Below are 16,253 nucleotides of genomic sequence, written 5' to 3'. Positions count from 1 at the left end.
TTCTATGGCGAAATTATTTAGTGAAATGAGGACATGGCATGCCTCCGGACCCTCGCAGCCCAGACGCTGCGGGCATTAGGCGCTGTTTTGTCAATTATGTTTTGTGGGTGATGTAACGAACAATGTGCAGCTTAAATGATAATCAATATTGTTTGGCGCGGTTTTTAAACTGCTACTTGGGGTGGTAAGCGGGAAGTTGCGCTTACATACCCTCTACTGCAAGTTGCGAGCTCAGCCGTTTTAACCTTTTTTTCGAGATCTGATACTGCTTGGGATCAATTTTTTGTATCGGCTGCGGGCGCAGGCTTCGCCAGCTGCTACGGGGGATCAAACGCTGTCTGGGAAATCCCCAAAAAAAACGCCCCGAACCGGTCGGGGCGTTAGATATGCGGCATTCCAGTTAGTTTTCTATACGGTCTGGAATGGCCGTTTGCTCAAGAAGCGAAGTCGATCAGTGGAACTGTTCTTCTTCGGTGGAGCCGGTCAGCGCGGTAACCGAAGACGTGCCGCCTTGAATCACGGTGGTCATGTCGTCGAAGTAGCCGGTGCCGACTTCCTGCTGGTGAGCCACGAAGGTGTAACCCTTGGCGGCATCAGCGAACTCTTGTTCTTGCAGTTTCACGTAAGCGGTCATGTCGTTGCGGGCGTAGTCGTGCGCCAGGTTGAACATGCTGTGCCACATGTTGTGAATGCCGGCCAGGGTGATGAACTGGTGCTTGTAACCCATGGCGGACAGTTCGCGCTGGAACTTGGCGATGGTCGCGTCGTCCAGGTTTTTCTTCCAGTTGAAGGAAGGCGAGCAGTTGTACGACAGCAGCTGGTCCGGGTATTCCTTTTTGATCGCTTCAGCGAAACGACGAGCTTCGTCCAGGTCCGGCTTGGCGGTTTCGCACCAGATCAGGTCGGCGTATGGTGCATAGGCCAGGCCGCGAGCGATAGCCTGGTCGAGGCCGGCGCGCACTTTGTAGAAGCCTTCCTGAGTGCGTTCGCCAGTGACGAACGGTTGGTCGTACGGGTCGCAGTCCGAGGTCAGCAGGTCAGCGGCGTTGGCGTCGGTACGGGCCAGGATGATGGTCGGTGTACCGGCAACGTCAGCCGCCAGGCGGGCGGCGGTCAGCTTCTGTACGGCTTCCTGGGTAGGAACCAGTACCTTGCCGCCCATGTGGCCGCATTTTTTCACGGACGCCAGTTGGTCTTCGAAGTGAACGCCGGCAGCGCCTGCTTCGATCATGCTTTTCATCAGCTCGTAGGCGTTCAGCACACCACCGAAACCGGCTTCAGCATCGGCGACGATCGGTGCGAAGTAGTCGATGTAGCCGTCGTCACCCGGGTTCTTGCCGGCTTTCCACTGGATCTGGTCGGCGCGACGGAACGAGTTGTTGATGCGCTTGACCACGGTCGGTACGGAGTCGACCGGGTACAGCGACTGGTCCGGGTACATCGATTCTGCAGAGTTGTTGTCTGCAGCGACTTGCCAACCCGACAGGTAGATCGCCTGGATACCGGCTTTGACTTGCTGTACGGCCTGGCCACCGGTCAGGGCGCCCATGCAGTTGACGAAATCTTTCTCTGGACGGAAGGACGGCTTGGCACCCTGGGTGACCAGGTTCCAGAGCTTCTCGGCGCCCATTTTTGCAAAGGTGTGCTCAGGTTGAACCGAGCCACGCAGACGGACGACGTCAGCAGCGGAGTAAGCGCGAGTCACGCCTTTCCAGCGTGGGTTTTCAGCCCAGTCTTTTTCGAGGGCTGCAATTTGCTGTTCGCGTGTCAGTGCCATGGAGATAAACCTCGTCGCGTCTTGTGTGGAAAGTGGTTCTTGGGTGGAAAATTCCAGCTCCACCAGGTACGCAGGTTTGAAAGATTGCGTAGATGGCTGCTCGCTGACCAGAAGCTTAGGTGGTCAAGTCGGGTCTGGCGGGGAGGGCGACGGGATGAACGATGGGCTCGAGGATGGAGGCTGAGCAGGTAAGGGCGAGCTGGTGGGCGCATTCGGGCGTCGTGGGCCTTTATACGATCATCAGTGTGTTGCCGGTCTACCTAATTACGCTTCCGTCCCTCGGGACAACTTCGTTCCAGTCGCAACCTCGTCAAACACACCTTGTGGGCGGTACAGACACGAATCGGCTCAGGTAGGTAGGTTAGAGCGGCGATTCGAAGGCCCTTGCCAGGGCCCCTGATTAGCGGGAGCGAGGCCATCATGCCTTTGCTTTTTTGGCTCGTCAAACGTTTTGTAGTGCTTTTTTTTAAGCACTACATCTTTGGTCTAATACGACTAATCAGTCAGTTTTTGGTGTGTTAGTCCAAGGTATCGACTTTTACCCGCAAGGTCATGTCATCCCGGCCCTGAGTCGAATAGCTGCGGGCCAGCCCCTGTTTATCGGCCTGGGTCTGGCGATTGACCCCGGCCAGGGTGATCCATTCGCCAAGGCGGCCGCTGACCGTGGTGTTGGTATTTTGCACGTTCACTACATCGGGACGTTCCTGGCTCATTCGGTCACGATTGGTTCTGATATTGAGGTGAACGATGTCGCCGGTGACGCTGGCTGTGACGTAGAAACCCTGGGAGACGTTGCGGTACTGGGTCTGGCTTTGCAGGTGGGCGTAGTTGTTGCTCGGGTTTTGCGGTGGGCTGGAGCTGTTGCTCGGGTTTTGCGGCGGGCTGGAGGTGTTGGTCTGGTTTGGCAGGCTGGCGTAGGCATCGGTCTGGGTGCTGGTCAGCGGCACGATCTGGCCGATCTGGATCAGGGCCGGTGTACCTTCGCTGGTCTGGACCTGCTGAATGCCGCCTTCGCGGCTGTCGGTGCTGTAGGTGATGATCCGCGTCCGCTGATCGGTGTTGTCTTGCTGGTTGTTTTCATTGGTGTCGACAGTGATCAGCAGGCGTTTGGGCGCGGTGTCGAGCTGTGCGATCAGGGCCTTGAATTCGTTGATCTTGTCGGGTTCGGCGTTGACGATCAGCTGGTTGCCGTAGGCGCTGACCTTGCCGTCCCTGCCGATAAAATTCTGCGCAACCGGCAGCAGGTCGGCGCTGGTGCGATTGTTGAGTTGCACCACCTCGGTAGCGGCGATGACCGAAAAACTGCAGGTCAGCAGCAGTGTGGTGAACAGGGTGCGTAGGGACATGTCCGTTATCTCCGCGATCAAAGGCTCGAGTTTGCCAGTTTGTCGGCCTGCGAAGGGGCAAGTTGAATCCTGGACGGCAAAACGCCCCGGTATCTGAAGATAGCAGGGCGTTGATCGTTCCCAGGCTCCGCGTGGGAATGCAGCCGGTGACGCTCCGCGTCACCGCCGCGAAAGGACGCGGAGCGTCCTGAGAGGCATTCCCACGCAGAGCGTGGGAACGATCAGTGGTGGCCGCGCACCATATCGACGTGCGGAATCCCTGCTTCGAGGAACTCCTCACTGACAATGCTGAAGCCCAGGCGCTCATAGAACGCTGTCGCCTGAACCTGTGCACTGAGCATCTGCTGCTTGAGCCCGCGCTTCTCGGCTTCACCGATCACCGCTTGCATCAGTGCATCGCCGACCTTCAGGCCGCGCCAGTCCTTGAGGACTGATACGCGGCCGACGTGCCCATCAGGCAACAGGCGCGCAGTACCAATCGGAAAATCACCTTCGAAGGCGAGGAAATGCACGGCGCTTGCGTCGTCGGCATCCCATTCCAGTTCGGGTGGAACGGATTGCTCGGCGATGAACACCGCTTCACGAATGCGCCGGATCTCGGCGTTGTCCTTTTGCCAGTCTGCGACACGTACGTGAATCTTATTCATCGGCAAACCCCAGGCTTCCTTGCTTGACCAGTTCACACAGCAGGCCCCGACCGTCTTCATCGCTCAGCCAATGGCCAAGGTTGTCGACGTGTAGCGCATCGGCGGCGCAAATCATTTTCAGCAGCTCGCGCAACTTGCCCGGCAGATAACGGCTCTGGCCGCTGGCGAACAGCAGCAGGTCGTCGTCGACTTCCGACCAGGCCAGGCGCGCGCTTGGGTTGCGGATCAGCACGGCGCCTTGCTCGAGACTGCTGAGCAGGTCGTCTTCTTCCAGTTCCGGGCCGACCACCAATTCCGGGTAGCGTGGTTCGGTCATGAACTGGCCGAACCAGGTCAGCAGCAGGCGCTCGTCGCTCATGTGTTCGGCCAGCAGGCTTTTCAAGCGGTCGAGGGCGTCATGCTGGATCTGGTGCGGGTCGATCGCTGGTTGTGCGTCGGCGTCGGTGTAACGCTCTTCGTCAGGCAGGAACTGGCTGAGGAAGTCAGTGAAGTGGGTCAGCACTTCAGCGGCGCTCGGGGCGCGGAAGCCCACCGAGTAGGTCATGCAGTCGTCGACAGCCACGCCGCAGTGGGCCAGGCGCGGCGGCAGGTAGAGCATGTCGCCCGGTTCCAGGGTCCACTCGTCGGTCCCCTGGAAGTCGGCAAGGATGCGCAGGTCGGCGTGCTCGAGCAGAGGGCTCTCGGAATCGCACATCTGGCCGATCTTCCAGTTGCGCTTGCCATGGCCTTGCAGCAGGAACACGTCGTAGTTATCGAAGTGCGGGCCTACGCTGCCGCCAGGCGCAGCGAAGCTGATCATCACGTCGTCGATGCGCCAGCTCGGCAGGAAGCGGAAGTGCTCCAGCAGCTCGCTGACTTCCGGCACGAACTGGTCGACGGCTTGCACCAGCAAGGTCCACTCGCGCTCGGGCAGTTTGCTGAATTCGTCTTCGGCGAACGGGCCGCGACGCAATTCCCATGGGCGCTCGCCGTGCTCGATGACCAGTCGCGATTCGACTTCCTCTTCCAGTGCCAGGCCGGCCAGTTCGTCGGCGTCAATCGGGCTTTCGAAATCAGGGATCGCCTGGCGGATCAGCAGCGGCTTTTTCTGCCAGTAGTCGCGCAGGAATTCCCGTGCAGTGATGCCGCCCAGAAGTTGAAGAGGAATATCAGGATTCATGTGTAACCTATTGAAAAAAAGTACTTTTCAGACGGGAATAAAAACGCCCGGCGCTGCCGGGCGTCTAAATGTATTACGAGCGGTCAGATGCGCTTGGCTTGAGCCACGGCGTTGCCGATGTAATTGGCCGGGGTGAGCTTTTTCAGCTCGGCCTTGGCCTCGGCAGGCATGTCCAGTGCATCGATGAAAGTCTGCAGCGCTTCAGGGCTGATGCCCTTGCCGCGAGTCAGCTCTTTCAGCTTTTCGTACGGGTTTTCGATGTTGTAGCGACGCATCACGGTCTGGATCGGTTCGGCCAGGACTTCCCAGCACGCATCCAGGTCAGCAGCGATTTTCTGGGCGTTGAGTTCCAGTTTGCTGATGCCTTTGAGGCTGGCTTCGTAAGCGATAACGCTGTGAGCGAAGCCGACGCCGAGGTTGCGCAGCACGGTGGAGTCGGTCAGGTCACGCTGCCAGCGGGAGATTGGCAGCTTGCTCGCCAGGTGCTGGAACAGTGCATTGGCGATACCCAGGTTGCCTTCGGAGTTTTCGAAGTCGATCGGGTTGACCTTGTGCGGCATGGTCGAGGAGCCGATTTCGCCGGCAATGGTGCGCTGCTTGAAGTAGCCCAGGGAGATGTAGCCCCAGATATCGCGATCGAAGTCGATCAGGATGGTGTTGAAGCGGGCGATCGCATCGAACAGCTCGGCGATGTAGTCGTGCGGTTCGATCTGCGTGGTGTACGGGTTGAAGCCCAGACCCAGCTCATCTTCGATAAACGCGCGAGCGTTGGCTTCCCAGTCGATCTCAGGGTAGGCCGAGAGGTGTGCGTTGTAGTTGCCGACAGCGCCGTTGATCTTGCCCAGCAGCGGAACGGCAGCGACTTGGGCGATCTGGCGTTCCAGGCGGTAAACCACGTTGGCCAGTTCTTTGCCCAGGGTGGTCGGCGAAGCCGGTTGACCGTGGGTGCGCGAGAGCATCGGCACGTCGGCGAAGCGGATCGCCAGCTCGCGAATGGCTTCAGCAGTCTGGCGCATCAGCGGCAGCATCACCTCATCACGGCCTTCGCGCAGCATCAGGGCGTGGGACAGGTTGTTGATGTCCTCGCTGGTGCAGGCAAAGTGGATGAATTCACTGACGTTGGCCAGTTCAGGCAGTTTGGCGGCCTGTTCCTTGAGCAGGTACTCAATGGCTTTAACGTCGTGGTTGGTGGTGCGCTCGATCTCTTTGACGCGCTCGGCGTGTTCCAGCGAGAAGTTTTCCGCCAGTTCATTCAGAGCCGCGTTGGCTTCGGCGGAAAACGCCGGGACTTCGTAGATGCTAGCGTGAGCGGCCAGGCGCTGGAGCCAGCGCACTTCAACCAGGACGCGAGCACGGATCAGACCGTATTCGCTGAAAATTGGGCGCAGGGCCTGGGTTTTGCCGGCGTAGCGGCCGTCAACAGGGGAAACCGCAGTGAGCGAAGAGAGCTGCATGGGGTGTTCTCGGACAGTCGGGCAACGAAATGGGGCGCGTATCATACATGAAAAAAAACCGCTGGTCCGTTGCCAACTGACCAGCGTTTACGCGTTACAGACTACAAAACAATATTGCGGGCGCGGTTCAGCTGCTGCGCATCAGCGGATAAAGCTCTTTGAGCAGTTTGCGGCGGCTGAATACCAGCTGCCAGCGATGACCACCCAGCTGGCGCCACAAGCGCGCCGAGCGGATGCCGGCCAGCAACAGGGCGCGGATCTTCGACGAGTTGCTCGGTTGCTGCAGGTTGCGCATGTCGCCGTGCACCTGAATCCGTTGGCGCAGGGTGCTCAAGGTGTCCTGATACAGCGCTCCACAAGCGGCGATCACGTTTTCGTGGGCCGGGCCGAAATGCTCGACCTGGGACTGAATCTGCGGCAAGCGTTTGCCGATCACTTCGAGCATGTCGTCACGCTTGGCCAGTTGTCGCTCGAGGCCGAGCATCGACAGCGCATAGCGCAAGGGTTCGCGTTGCAAGGTGTTCGGGTCGCGCTCCAGGGCGCCGATCAGTGCGCGATAACCTTCGCGCAGATTGATGTCGTCGCCACCGTAGACTTCCAGGGTGTCCTTCGGATCACGGATCAGCAGGCTGCCAAGCATGCAGCTCAGACCGGCTTCCGTGACCTGGCCGGTCTTGGCGATCTTGTCGACCAGGACTGCGGCGAGAAAAACACCGCCCAGGGCTGTCAGTTGCTCCTGAGTCGGGCTCATGCGCGCGAATCCTTGCTGCTCCAGGGTTCGGCCACTTCAATGACGCCGCCGCCAAGGCAGATTTCGCCGTCGTAGAACACCACGGACTGGCCGGGGGTTACTGCGCGCTGCGGGTCGTCGAAAATAGCGCGATAGCCATTGGCGGTTTTTTCCAGGGTGCAGGGCTGGTCGCTCTGGCGATAGCGGACTTTCGCAGTGAGCTTGCGCGGCGTGCTCAGGTCGACCGGGTTGACCCAGTAGATGTCCGAGGCGAGCAGCGCGCGGGAGAACAGCCATGGGTGATCATTGCCCTGGCCAACGATCAGCTCGTTGTGCTCCAGATCCTTGATCAGCACGTACCACGGCTCTTCGCCGGCGTCTTTCAGGCCGCCGATGCCCAGGCCCTGGCGCTGGCCGATGGTGTGGTACATCAGGCCGTTGTGGCGACCGATCACTTCACCTTCGGTGGTTTTGATCTCGCCAGGCTGTGCCGGCAGGTATTGCTTGAGGAAGTCGCTGAAACGGCGTTCGCCGATAAAGCAGATCCCGGTGGAGTCCTTTTTCTTCGCGGTAGCCAGCTGGTGTTTCTCGGCAATCGCTCGAACCGCAGGTTTTTCCAGCTCGCCGACCGGGAACAGGGTCTTGGCGATCTGCTCGCCGCCGACGGCGTGCAGGAAGTAGCTCTGATCCTTGTTGGGGTCCAGGCCTTTGAGCAGTTCGGTACGGCCATCGATGTCGCGGCGGCGCACGTAGTGGCCGGTGGCGATCAGGTCGGCACCGAGCATCAGGGCGTAGTCGAGGAACGCCTTGAACTTGATTTCGCGGTTGCAGAGGATGTCCGGGTTCGGTGTGCGCCCGGCTTTGTATTCGGCCAGGAAATGCTCGAACACGTTGTCCCAGTACTCAGCGGCGAAGTTGGCGGTGTGCAGCTTGATGCCAATCTTGTCGCAAACGGCTTGAGCGTCGGCCAGATCGTCCATGGCGGTGCAATAGTCCGTTCCGTCGTCCTCCTCCCAGTTCTTCATGAACAGGCCTTCCACCTGATAACCCTGCTCGATCAGCAGTAGGGCGGAAACGGAAGAGTCCACGCCGCCGGACATGCCGACGATAACGCGCTTCTTTTGTGTGTCAGAAGGGGCTGGATCACGCATAGGGATTCAAAGGGTGTCTTGAAAAAGGACGCGATTCTAACAGGCCGGAGCCTGCAAGGCTAAAGAGAAGGGCGGATCAGCTCGAGACTGTGCAGCTTGCCGCTCAAATAATCGTCGATGCACTGGAGGATTAGCTCGCTGCGCCAGTCCGGGCGTCGTTCCAGCAACTCGGTGCGGGTTAGCCAGCGCGGGCCGATAATGCCGTCATCCAGCTGATAATCGGGATGATGCTGTAGCGGTTTGCCAGCAAAGCACACGCGTTGGTAGGTCACGCCGTTGCTTGGAGCAGTATAGAGGTAGATGCCGATAACGCCGGTCAGTTCGATGTCCCAGCCGGTTTCTTCGAGGGTTTCACGAATCGCGGCGTCGATCAGTGTTTCGTCGGGATCCAGGTGCCCGGCGGGCTGATTGAGCACCGCTCGTCCGCCCGCGAGTTCCTCGACCATCAGGAAGCGGCCCTGATCTTCGATGATCGTGGCGACGGTGATGTGGGGTTGCCAATCCATATAAGTGCTTGCCTTGGGAGAGAAGGTCATCATAAAGCGAACGCGGTCCTTGTAGGAGCCGAGCTTGCTCGCGATGCAGGCGGCGCGGTCTGTCTGTTGAATCGCGGTGATGCCATCGCGAGCAAGCTTGGCTCCTACAGAAAAGCGCAAGCCATAAACAGAAACCCCGGCGCAGGGCCGGGGCTTGTGATGTTGCAGCGCTATCAGGCAGCCAGGCTGTCGGAAGCCAGCGCAGCGATTGCCGCGTTGAAGATTTCGCTAGGGCGCATGGCCTTGCTGATCAGTGCTGGCGTGGCGTAGTAGTAGCCACCGATTTCCACTGGTTTGCCCTGAACGGCGTTGAGCTCGGCAACGATGGCCGCCTCGTTTTCGGTCAGGGTTTTCGCCAGTTGGCCAAATTGCGCCTGGAGGGCGGCATCTTCAGTCTGGGCGGCCAGGGCCTGGGCCCAGTACAGCGCCAGGTAGAAGTGGCTGCCGCGGTTGTCGATGTTGCCGACTTTGCGTGCAGGCGACTTGTTGTTGTCCAGGAACTGACCGGTGGCCTGATCCAGAGTCTTGGCCAGTACCAGGGCTTTCGGGTTGTTGTAAGTCACACCCAGATGCTCAAGGGAGGCGGCCAGAGCCAGGAACTCACCCAGCGAATCCCAGCGCAGGAAGTTTTCTTCCAGCAACTGCTGAACGTGCTTCGGTGCTGAACCGCCAGCGCCGGTTTCGAACAGACCGCCGCCGTTCATCAGCGGAACGATCGACAGCATCTTGGCGCTGGTGCCCAGCTCCATGATCGGGAACAGGTCGGTCAGGTAGTCGCGCAGTACGTTACCGGTCACCGAGATGGTGTCCTGACCGGCGCGGATGCGCGTCAGCGTGAACGCCATGGCGTCGACTGGCGACATGATGCGGATGTCCAGGCCGGATGTGTCGTGATCCTTCAGGTAGGCCTGAACTTTCTCGATCACCACGCCGTCGTGGGCGCGCATTGGGTCCAGCCAGAAGATCGCCGGGGTGCTGCTGGCGCGAGCACGGTTGACGGCCAGTTTGACCCAGTCCTGGATCGGCGCGTCTTTGGTCTGGCACATGCGGAAGATGTCGCCGGCTTCAACCGACTGTTCCAGCAGAGTGCGGCCAGCGCTGTCGGAAACGCGAACAACGCCGTCAGCCTTGATCTGGAAGGTCTTGTCGTGGGAACCGTACTCTTCGGCTTTTTTCGCCATCAGGCCAACGTTTGGCACGCTGCCCATGGTGGTTGGGTCGAAGGCGCCGTGTTGCTTGCAGTCTTCGATCACCGCCTGGTAGATGGTGGCGTAGCAACGATCCGGGATCACGGCCTTGGTGTCGTGCAGTTGGCCATCGGTGCCCCACATCTTGCCGGAGTCACGGATCATGGCTGGCATCGAGGCGTCGACGATCACGTCGCTCGGCACGTGCAGGTTGGTGATGCCTTTGTCGGAGTTGACCATGGCCAGCGACGGACGAACGGCGTAGACCGCCTGAATGTCGGCTTCGATCTGTGCTTGCTGCTCAGCCGGCAGGGCCTTGATGCGGGCGTACAGGTCGCCGATGCCGTTGTTCAGGTTGAAGCCGATCTGTGCCAGCACGTCAGCGTGCTTGCTCAGGGCGTCTTTATAGAACTCGGCAACGATCTGGCCGAACATGATCGGGTCGGAGACCTTCATCATGGTCGCTTTCAGGTGAACCGACAGCAGCACGCCTTTTTGCCTGGCGTCTTCGATTTCAGCGGCGATGAAGCTGCGCAGGGCGTTTTTGCTCAGTACGGCGCAATCGAGGATCTCACCGGCTTGTACGGTGGTTTTTTCTTTCAGGACGGTGGTACTGCCATCCCGAGCGATCAGTTCGATTTTAACGCTGTCTTTGGCGTCGATCAGGGCGGCTTTTTCGCTGCCGTAGAAATCGCCAGCGCTCATGTGAGCGACGTGGGACTTGGAGTCCGAGCTCCAGGCGCCCATTTTGTGCGGGTGCTTGCGGGCGTAGTTCTTGACCGACAGCGGGGCGCGGCGGTCAGAGTTGCCTTCGCGCAGAACCGGATTTACGGCGCTGCCCTTGACCTTGTCGTAAGCCGCTCTGGCGCTCTTGTCGGCATCGCTGGTCACGGTTTCCGGATAGTCCGGCAGTTCAAAGCCCTGGGCTTGCAATTCTTTGATCGCGGCCTGCAGTTGCGGAACCGAGGCGCTGATATTCGGCAGCTTGATGATGTTGGCTTCAGGCGTGACGGCCAGGGCGCCCAGTTCGGCGAGGTGGTCGGCTACGGCTTTGTCGCCCAATTGCTCGGGGAAGCTTGCCAGGATGCGCCCTGCAAGAGAGATATCGCGGGTTTCCACGGCGATATCAGCGGAGGCGGTGAAGGCCTCTACGATAGGCAGCAGTGAATAGGTGGCGAGGGCTGGGGCTTCGTCGGTGAAGGTGTAGATGATCTTCGAGCGGGTGGGCATATTCGGATTAACTCTCTTCTTTGCTAGGCGTGCTCGGAATCTCGAGTTGCGCGGGGGTGAGCGCTTTCGTTCAAAGTCATCCATGAGCCGAAAGTCGAGGTTTCTTCGCGGTGATGTTGGGTGCATCAGTCGAGCGTCAGACGACCGGGTCGCGGTAACAACCCAGTCTTTTCGGGCTTGAAAGTCTCATTCCAGACAGGTCAGCCGGTGTGACTCTGTGGTCACCGGCGCATTATACATAGGTCTTTGGTGTTGCGACGATAGGTCGCGTATTCGAGGTGACGTCCATTGGTCTAAAGGATCGGCTCGCAGGGTCGCCGTACACTGATCGCCCTGGTCCTCGATTTTGTCGTTTTTACCTTTGCTTTCAGGCTTGTAGGCCGCAAAGAGTATAGGTTTGGCCCTGGATGTATGGAACATAAGGTTCCCGTCCAGATTCAACTGGGGTACGCTCCAGAGCAGCCAGATGTTCAATCCACGTAACGGAGTTCAGCATGGGATACAAGAAGATTCAGGTTCCAGCAGTCGGCGACAAAATCACCGTCAATGCAGACCATTCTCTCAATGTTCCTAATAACCCGATCATCCCTTTCATCGAAGGTGATGGTATTGGCGTCGACATCAGCCCGGTCATGATCAAGGTTGTCGATGCTGCTGTTAAGAAAGCTTACGGTGGCGATCGTAAAATCTCCTGGATGGAAGTCTACGCCGGCGAGAAGGCTACCCAGGTCTACGACCAGGACACCTGGTTGCCTCAGGAAACTCTGGATGCTGTTAAAGACTACGTCGTTTCCATCAAAGGCCCGCTGACCACTCCGGTCGGTGGCGGCATCCGCTCCCTGAACGTCGCCCTGCGTCAGCAGCTGGACCTTTATGTTTGCCTGCGTCCAGTGCGTTGGTTCGAAGGCGTGCCTAGCCCGGTCAAGAAGCCTGGCGACGTCGACATGACGATCTTCCGTGAAAACTCGGAAGACATTTATGCCGGTATCGAGTGGAAGGCCGGTTCGCCAGAAGCGATCAAGGTCATCAAATTCCTGAAAGACGAAATGGGTGTCACTAAAATCCGTTTCGACCAGAACTGCGGTATCGGCGTCAAGCCGGTTTCCCTGGAAGGCACCAAGCGTCTGGCGCGCAAGGCCCTGCAGTATGTAGTCGACAATGATCGCGACTCGCTGACTATCGTGCACAAAGGCAACATCATGAAGTTCACCGAAGGTGCCTTCAAAGAGTGGGCCTACGAAGTGGCTGCTGAAGAATTCGGCGCTACCTTGCTCGATGGCGGTCCCTGGATGCAGTTCAAGAACCCTAGAACCGGCAAGAATGTCATCGTCAAAGATGCCATCGCCGATGCCATGCTGCAGCAAATTCTGCTGCGCCCGGCTGAATACGATGTGATCGCGACCCTGAACCTGAACGGTGACTACCTGTCCGACGCCCTGGCGGCCGAAGTGGGTGGTATCGGTATCGCACCAGGCGCCAACCTGTCGGACACCGTCGCGATGTTCGAAGCCACCCACGGTACGGCTCCAAAGTACGCGGGCAAAGACCAGGTGAACCCGGGTTCGCTGATCCTGTCTGCTGAAATGATGCTACGCCACATGGGCTGGACCGAAGCGGCTGACCTGATCATCAAAGGCACCAACGGCGCTATCTCGGCCAAGACAGTGACCTATGACTTCGAGCGTCTGATGGACGGCGCCAAGCTGCTGTCGTCTTCTGCGTTCGGCGATGCTCTGATTTCTCACATGTAAGCTGATCCGCGCCAAGCAGAACCGGCCGACTCAAGTGAATGAGTCGGTCGGTTTTTTTATGACTGGATGTTTGGTGTGGTCAGCTTGATATGGTTTCGTGGTGGGTTGGAGGGGTCGTCTGGGCTGCCTGTGCAGTGGCTGACCTGATTTCAATCGCATGCAAGCCTTTTGGCCCCTGGATGATATCGAAACAAACGGCTTGTCCTGCTTTCAGGGTTTTGTAGCCATCCATTTTAATGGCCGAGTAATGGGCAAACAGATCTTCGTCCTTGCCGTCCTCGTTGATGAATCCATACCCCTTGGCATTGTTGAACCACTTGACCTTGCCGCTTGCCATGCTCATATCCCTCTGCAACAGACTCCATCACTGGAGTATCATCCAGTTCATCAGCACTCAAACCCGGAAATCGGGTTGACTGTGCGGACGTTTATTACCCACTGTGGGCCCTATTGGTTGTAACACCGTTTTGCCGATAGTCAAGGTGACCGGGCGGTCAGAGTTGAAATCCTGCCTGGGCGCCCCCACCACAGTATTTGTTCAACTAACGAACCTTTCTTTCCATGCATGCAATCAGCCAGATTCGACTAACATTCAATCAGGATCGCCCGGATTTACACGACGACGATTCCGCTGGCTTGGCTGTACAGGAGGCTAAGCCCGCGTTGCAGGCGCCGCCGATGTACAAGGTGGTTTTGTTTAACGATGACTACACACCGATGGATTTCGTCGTCGAAGTGCTCGAGGTGTTTTTTAACCTGAATCGAGAGTTGGCGACCAAGGTAATGCTGGCCGTTCATACAGAAGGACGGGCAGTATGTGGAGTGTTTACCCGCGACATCGCCGAGACCAAGGCCATGCAGGTCAACCAGTACGCCAGGGAAAGCCAGCATCCGCTACTCTGTGAAATCGAGAAGGACGGTTAACGCCGACCACTTGGGTATGAGGTGAAGCTATGTTAAACCGCGAGCTCGAAGTCACCCTCAATCTCGCCTTCAAGGAGGCCCGCTCAAAACGTCATGAGTTCATGACGGTCGAGCACCTTTTGTTGGCTCTTTTGGATAATGAGGCAGCCGCCACCGTTCTGCGTGCCTGCGGCGCAAACCTCGACAAACTCAAGCATGACCTGCAGGAGTTTATCGACTCCACCACGCCATTGATCCCTCTTCATGACGAGGATCGCGAAACCCAGCCAACCCTGGGCTTCCAGCGTGTACTGCAACGTGCTGTCTTTCACGTACAGAGCTCGGGTAAACGCGAGGTGACTGGTGCCAACGTGCTGGTCGCAATCTTCAGTGAGCAAGAGAGTCAGGCAGTGTTTCTGCTGAAACAGCAGAGCGTTGCGCGCATCGATGTCGTCAACTACATCGCTCATGGCATCTCGAAAGTGCCAGGGCATGGCGAACACTCTGAAGGTGAGCAAGATATGCAGGACGACGAGGGCGGTGAGTCTTCTTCTTCAGGCAATCCTCTGGATGCTTATGCCAGCAACCTCAACGAGCTCGCGCGCCAGGGTCGAATAGACCCGTTGGTAGGCCGGGAGCTGGAGGTCGAGCGCGTTGCGCAGATTCTGGCGCGTCGGCGTAAAAACAATCCGCTGTTGGTGGGTGAGGCGGGCGTGGGTAAAACCGCGATCGCCGAAGGTCTGGCCAAGCGCATTGTCGACAATCAGGTGCCTGATCTGTTGGCTCACAGTGTCGTCTATTCCCTCGATCTGGGAGCGCTGCTGGCCGGGACCAAATACCGCGGCGATTTCGAGAAGCGCTTCAAGGCGTTGCTCAACGAGCTGAAGAAGCGTCCGCAAGCGATTCTGTTTATCGACGAAATCCACACCATCATTGGCGCCGGTGCAGCGTCCGGTGGTGTCATGGATGCCTCGAACCTGCTCAAGCCGTTGCTGTCTTCGGGTGATATCCGGTGCATCGGCTCGACCACCTTCCAGGAATTCCGTGGCATCTTCGAGAAGGATCGTGCCCTGGCTCGTCGCTTCCAGAAGGTCGATGTGTCTGAACCTTCGGTAGAAGACACCATTGGCATTCTCAGGGGGCTCAAGGGGCGCTTCGAGCTGCATCACGGTATCGAATACAGTGATGAGGCGTTGCGTGCCGCGGCTGAGCTGGCGTCGCGTTATATCAATGACCGACACATGCCGGACAAGGCTATCGACGTTATCGACGAGGCGGGTGCCTACCAGCGCCTGCAGCCAATCGAGAAGCGTGTGAAACGCATCGAGGTGGCTCAGGTCGAGGACATCGTGGCGAAGATCGCGCGGATTCCGCCCAAGCACGTCACCAGTTCGGACAAAGAGCTGCTGCGTAACCTTGAGCGTGACTTGAAACTGACAGTATTCGGGCAGGATGCAGCGATCGACTCCTTGTCGACTGCGATCAAGCTGTCCCGTGCCGGCTTGAAGTCGCCCGACAAACCTGTGGGTTCGTTCCTGTTCGCAGGTCCTACGGGTGTCGGTAAAACCGAGGCCGCGCGGCAGCTGGCCAAGGCGTTGGGGATTGAACTGGTTCGCTTCGATATGTCCGAGTACATGGAGCGCCACACCGTTTCCCGCTTGATCGGTGCACCTCCAGGCTACGTGGGCTTCGATCAGGGCGGTTTGCTGACCGAAGCGATCACCAAGCAGCCTCACTGCGTGCTGTTGCTCGATGAGATCGAGAAGGCGCATCCGGAAGTCTTCAACCTGCTGTTGCAGGTCATGGATCACGGTACGCTGACGGATAACAACGGGCGCAAGGCAGATTTCCGTAACGTGATCGTCATCATGACGACCAACGCCGGTGCCGAAACCGCAGCGCGTGCGTCAATCGGCTTCACTTATCAAGATCACTCTTCCGATGCGATGGAAGCGATCAAGAAGAGCTTTACACCGGAATTCCGTAACCGTCTGGACACCATTATCCAGTTTGGTCGCCTCAGTCATGAGGTCATCAAAAGCGTGGTGGACAAGTTCCTTACCGAGCTTCAGGCGCAACTGGAAGACAAGCGTGTACTGCTCGAAGTGACCGATGCTGCACGCGGTTGGCTGGCGGCGGGTGGCTACGATGTGCTGATGGGCGCGCGACCAATGGCTCGCTTGATTCAGGACAAGATCAAGCGTCCGCTCGCTGAGGAAATTCTCTTTGGCGAACTGGCCGAGCATGGTGGCGTGGTACACATCGACCTCAAGGACGGCGAGTTGACCTTCGAGTTCGAGACCACTGCAGAAATGGCCTGACAGTTGTTGCTGTAAAGCGAAAGGCGCCGAAAGGCGCCTTTTTGCTGTCTGGGGGATCGTT

At 58.3% G+C, this 16,253-nt stretch carries 13 protein-coding genes; 3 read left to right on the top strand and 10 right to left on the bottom strand.

The genetic code is table 11. The features are described from left to right. Positions 1-451 precede the first annotated feature (451 nt). The 9 genes from aceA to AC07O1_RS27090 form a co-directional block, all read right to left on the bottom strand. Positions 452-1,777 carry an isocitrate lyase gene (gene aceA / locus AC07O1_RS27130; RefSeq protein WP_494993343.1) on the bottom strand — a complete coding sequence of 442 codons (1,326 nt, stop codon included), beginning with the start codon at positions 1,775-1,777 and terminating at the stop codon, positions 452-454. 518 nt (positions 1,778-2,295) lie between these two features. Beyond that, complete coding sequence (locus AC07O1_RS27125; RefSeq protein WP_495090781.1) at positions 2,296-3,123, bottom strand: secretin N-terminal domain-containing protein; 828 nt, start codon at positions 3,121-3,123, stop codon at positions 2,296-2,298. Positions 3,124-3,344: 221 nt separating this feature from the next. Next, on the bottom strand, positions 3,345-3,770 hold the full coding sequence (locus AC07O1_RS27120; protein WP_494993341.1) for a GNAT family N-acetyltransferase: 426 nt from the start codon (positions 3,768-3,770) through the stop codon (positions 3,345-3,347). Continuing rightward, positions 3,763-4,929, bottom strand: coding sequence for a ribosomal protein uL16 3-hydroxylase (locus AC07O1_RS27115; RefSeq protein ID WP_494993340.1), 1,167 nt, complete (start codon positions 4,927-4,929; stop codon positions 3,763-3,765). Before AC07O1_RS27115 ends, AC07O1_RS27120 begins: the two co-directional genes overlap by 8 nt. Positions 4,930-5,012: 83 nt before the next feature. Further along, positions 5,013-6,383 carry an adenylosuccinate lyase gene (gene purB, locus AC07O1_RS27110; protein ID WP_495090780.1) on the bottom strand — a complete coding sequence of 457 codons (1,371 nt, stop codon included), beginning with the start codon at positions 6,381-6,383 and terminating at the stop codon, positions 5,013-5,015. A gap of 127 nt (positions 6,384-6,510) precedes the next feature. Beyond that, the gene (hflD, locus tag AC07O1_RS27105) at positions 6,511-7,134 is read right to left on the bottom strand and encodes a high frequency lysogenization protein HflD (RefSeq protein WP_494993338.1); all 624 of its coding nucleotides are present in this window, start codon (positions 7,132-7,134) and stop codon (positions 6,511-6,513) included. Continuing rightward, positions 7,131-8,264, bottom strand: a complete 1,134-nt coding sequence (gene mnmA, locus AC07O1_RS27100; protein ID WP_495090779.1) for a tRNA 2-thiouridine(34) synthase MnmA — start codon at positions 8,262-8,264, stop codon at positions 7,131-7,133. Before mnmA ends, hflD begins: the two co-directional genes overlap by 4 nt. A 59-nt stretch (positions 8,265-8,323) precedes the next feature. Continuing rightward, positions 8,324-8,770 carry an NUDIX hydrolase gene (locus tag AC07O1_RS27095; RefSeq protein ID WP_495090784.1) on the bottom strand — a complete coding sequence of 149 codons (447 nt, stop codon included), beginning with the start codon at positions 8,768-8,770 and terminating at the stop codon, positions 8,324-8,326. Between the two features lie 203 nt (positions 8,771-8,973). Then, positions 8,974-11,217, bottom strand: a complete 2,244-nt coding sequence (locus tag AC07O1_RS27090; protein ID WP_495011516.1) for an NADP-dependent isocitrate dehydrogenase — start codon at positions 11,215-11,217, stop codon at positions 8,974-8,976. A gap of 494 nt (positions 11,218-11,711) precedes the next feature. Between AC07O1_RS27090 and icd the strand changes: the two genes are divergently transcribed. After that, positions 11,712-12,968 (top strand): NADP-dependent isocitrate dehydrogenase, encoded by a 1,257-nt coding sequence (gene icd, locus AC07O1_RS27085; protein ID WP_494993334.1) that lies wholly within the window; start codon positions 11,712-11,714, stop codon positions 12,966-12,968. A gap of 79 nt (positions 12,969-13,047) precedes the next feature. Here icd and cspD read toward each other — a convergent pair whose 3' ends face one another. Then, entirely contained in the window at positions 13,048-13,305 is a 258-nt protein-coding gene (gene cspD, locus AC07O1_RS27080; RefSeq protein ID WP_495090778.1) for a cold shock domain-containing protein CspD, read from the bottom strand. A gap of 224 nt (positions 13,306-13,529) precedes the next feature. Here cspD and clpS point away from each other — a divergent pair, with 224 nt between their 5' ends. Together clpS and clpA are read left to right on the top strand one after the other, a co-directional pair. Then, positions 13,530-13,892, top strand: a complete 363-nt coding sequence (clpS, locus tag AC07O1_RS27075) for an ATP-dependent Clp protease adapter ClpS (RefSeq protein ID WP_150806949.1) — start codon at positions 13,530-13,532, stop codon at positions 13,890-13,892. A gap of 29 nt (positions 13,893-13,921) precedes the next feature. Further along, positions 13,922-16,192 (top strand): ATP-dependent Clp protease ATP-binding subunit ClpA, encoded by a 2,271-nt coding sequence (gene clpA, locus AC07O1_RS27070; protein WP_494993332.1) that lies wholly within the window; start codon positions 13,922-13,924, stop codon positions 16,190-16,192. Positions 16,193-16,253 lie beyond the last annotated feature (61 nt).

Source organism: Pseudomonas sp. GW821-FHT07G10, from assembly GCF_059418545.1.
This window is presented reverse-complemented; position numbering and strand designations above follow the sequence as displayed.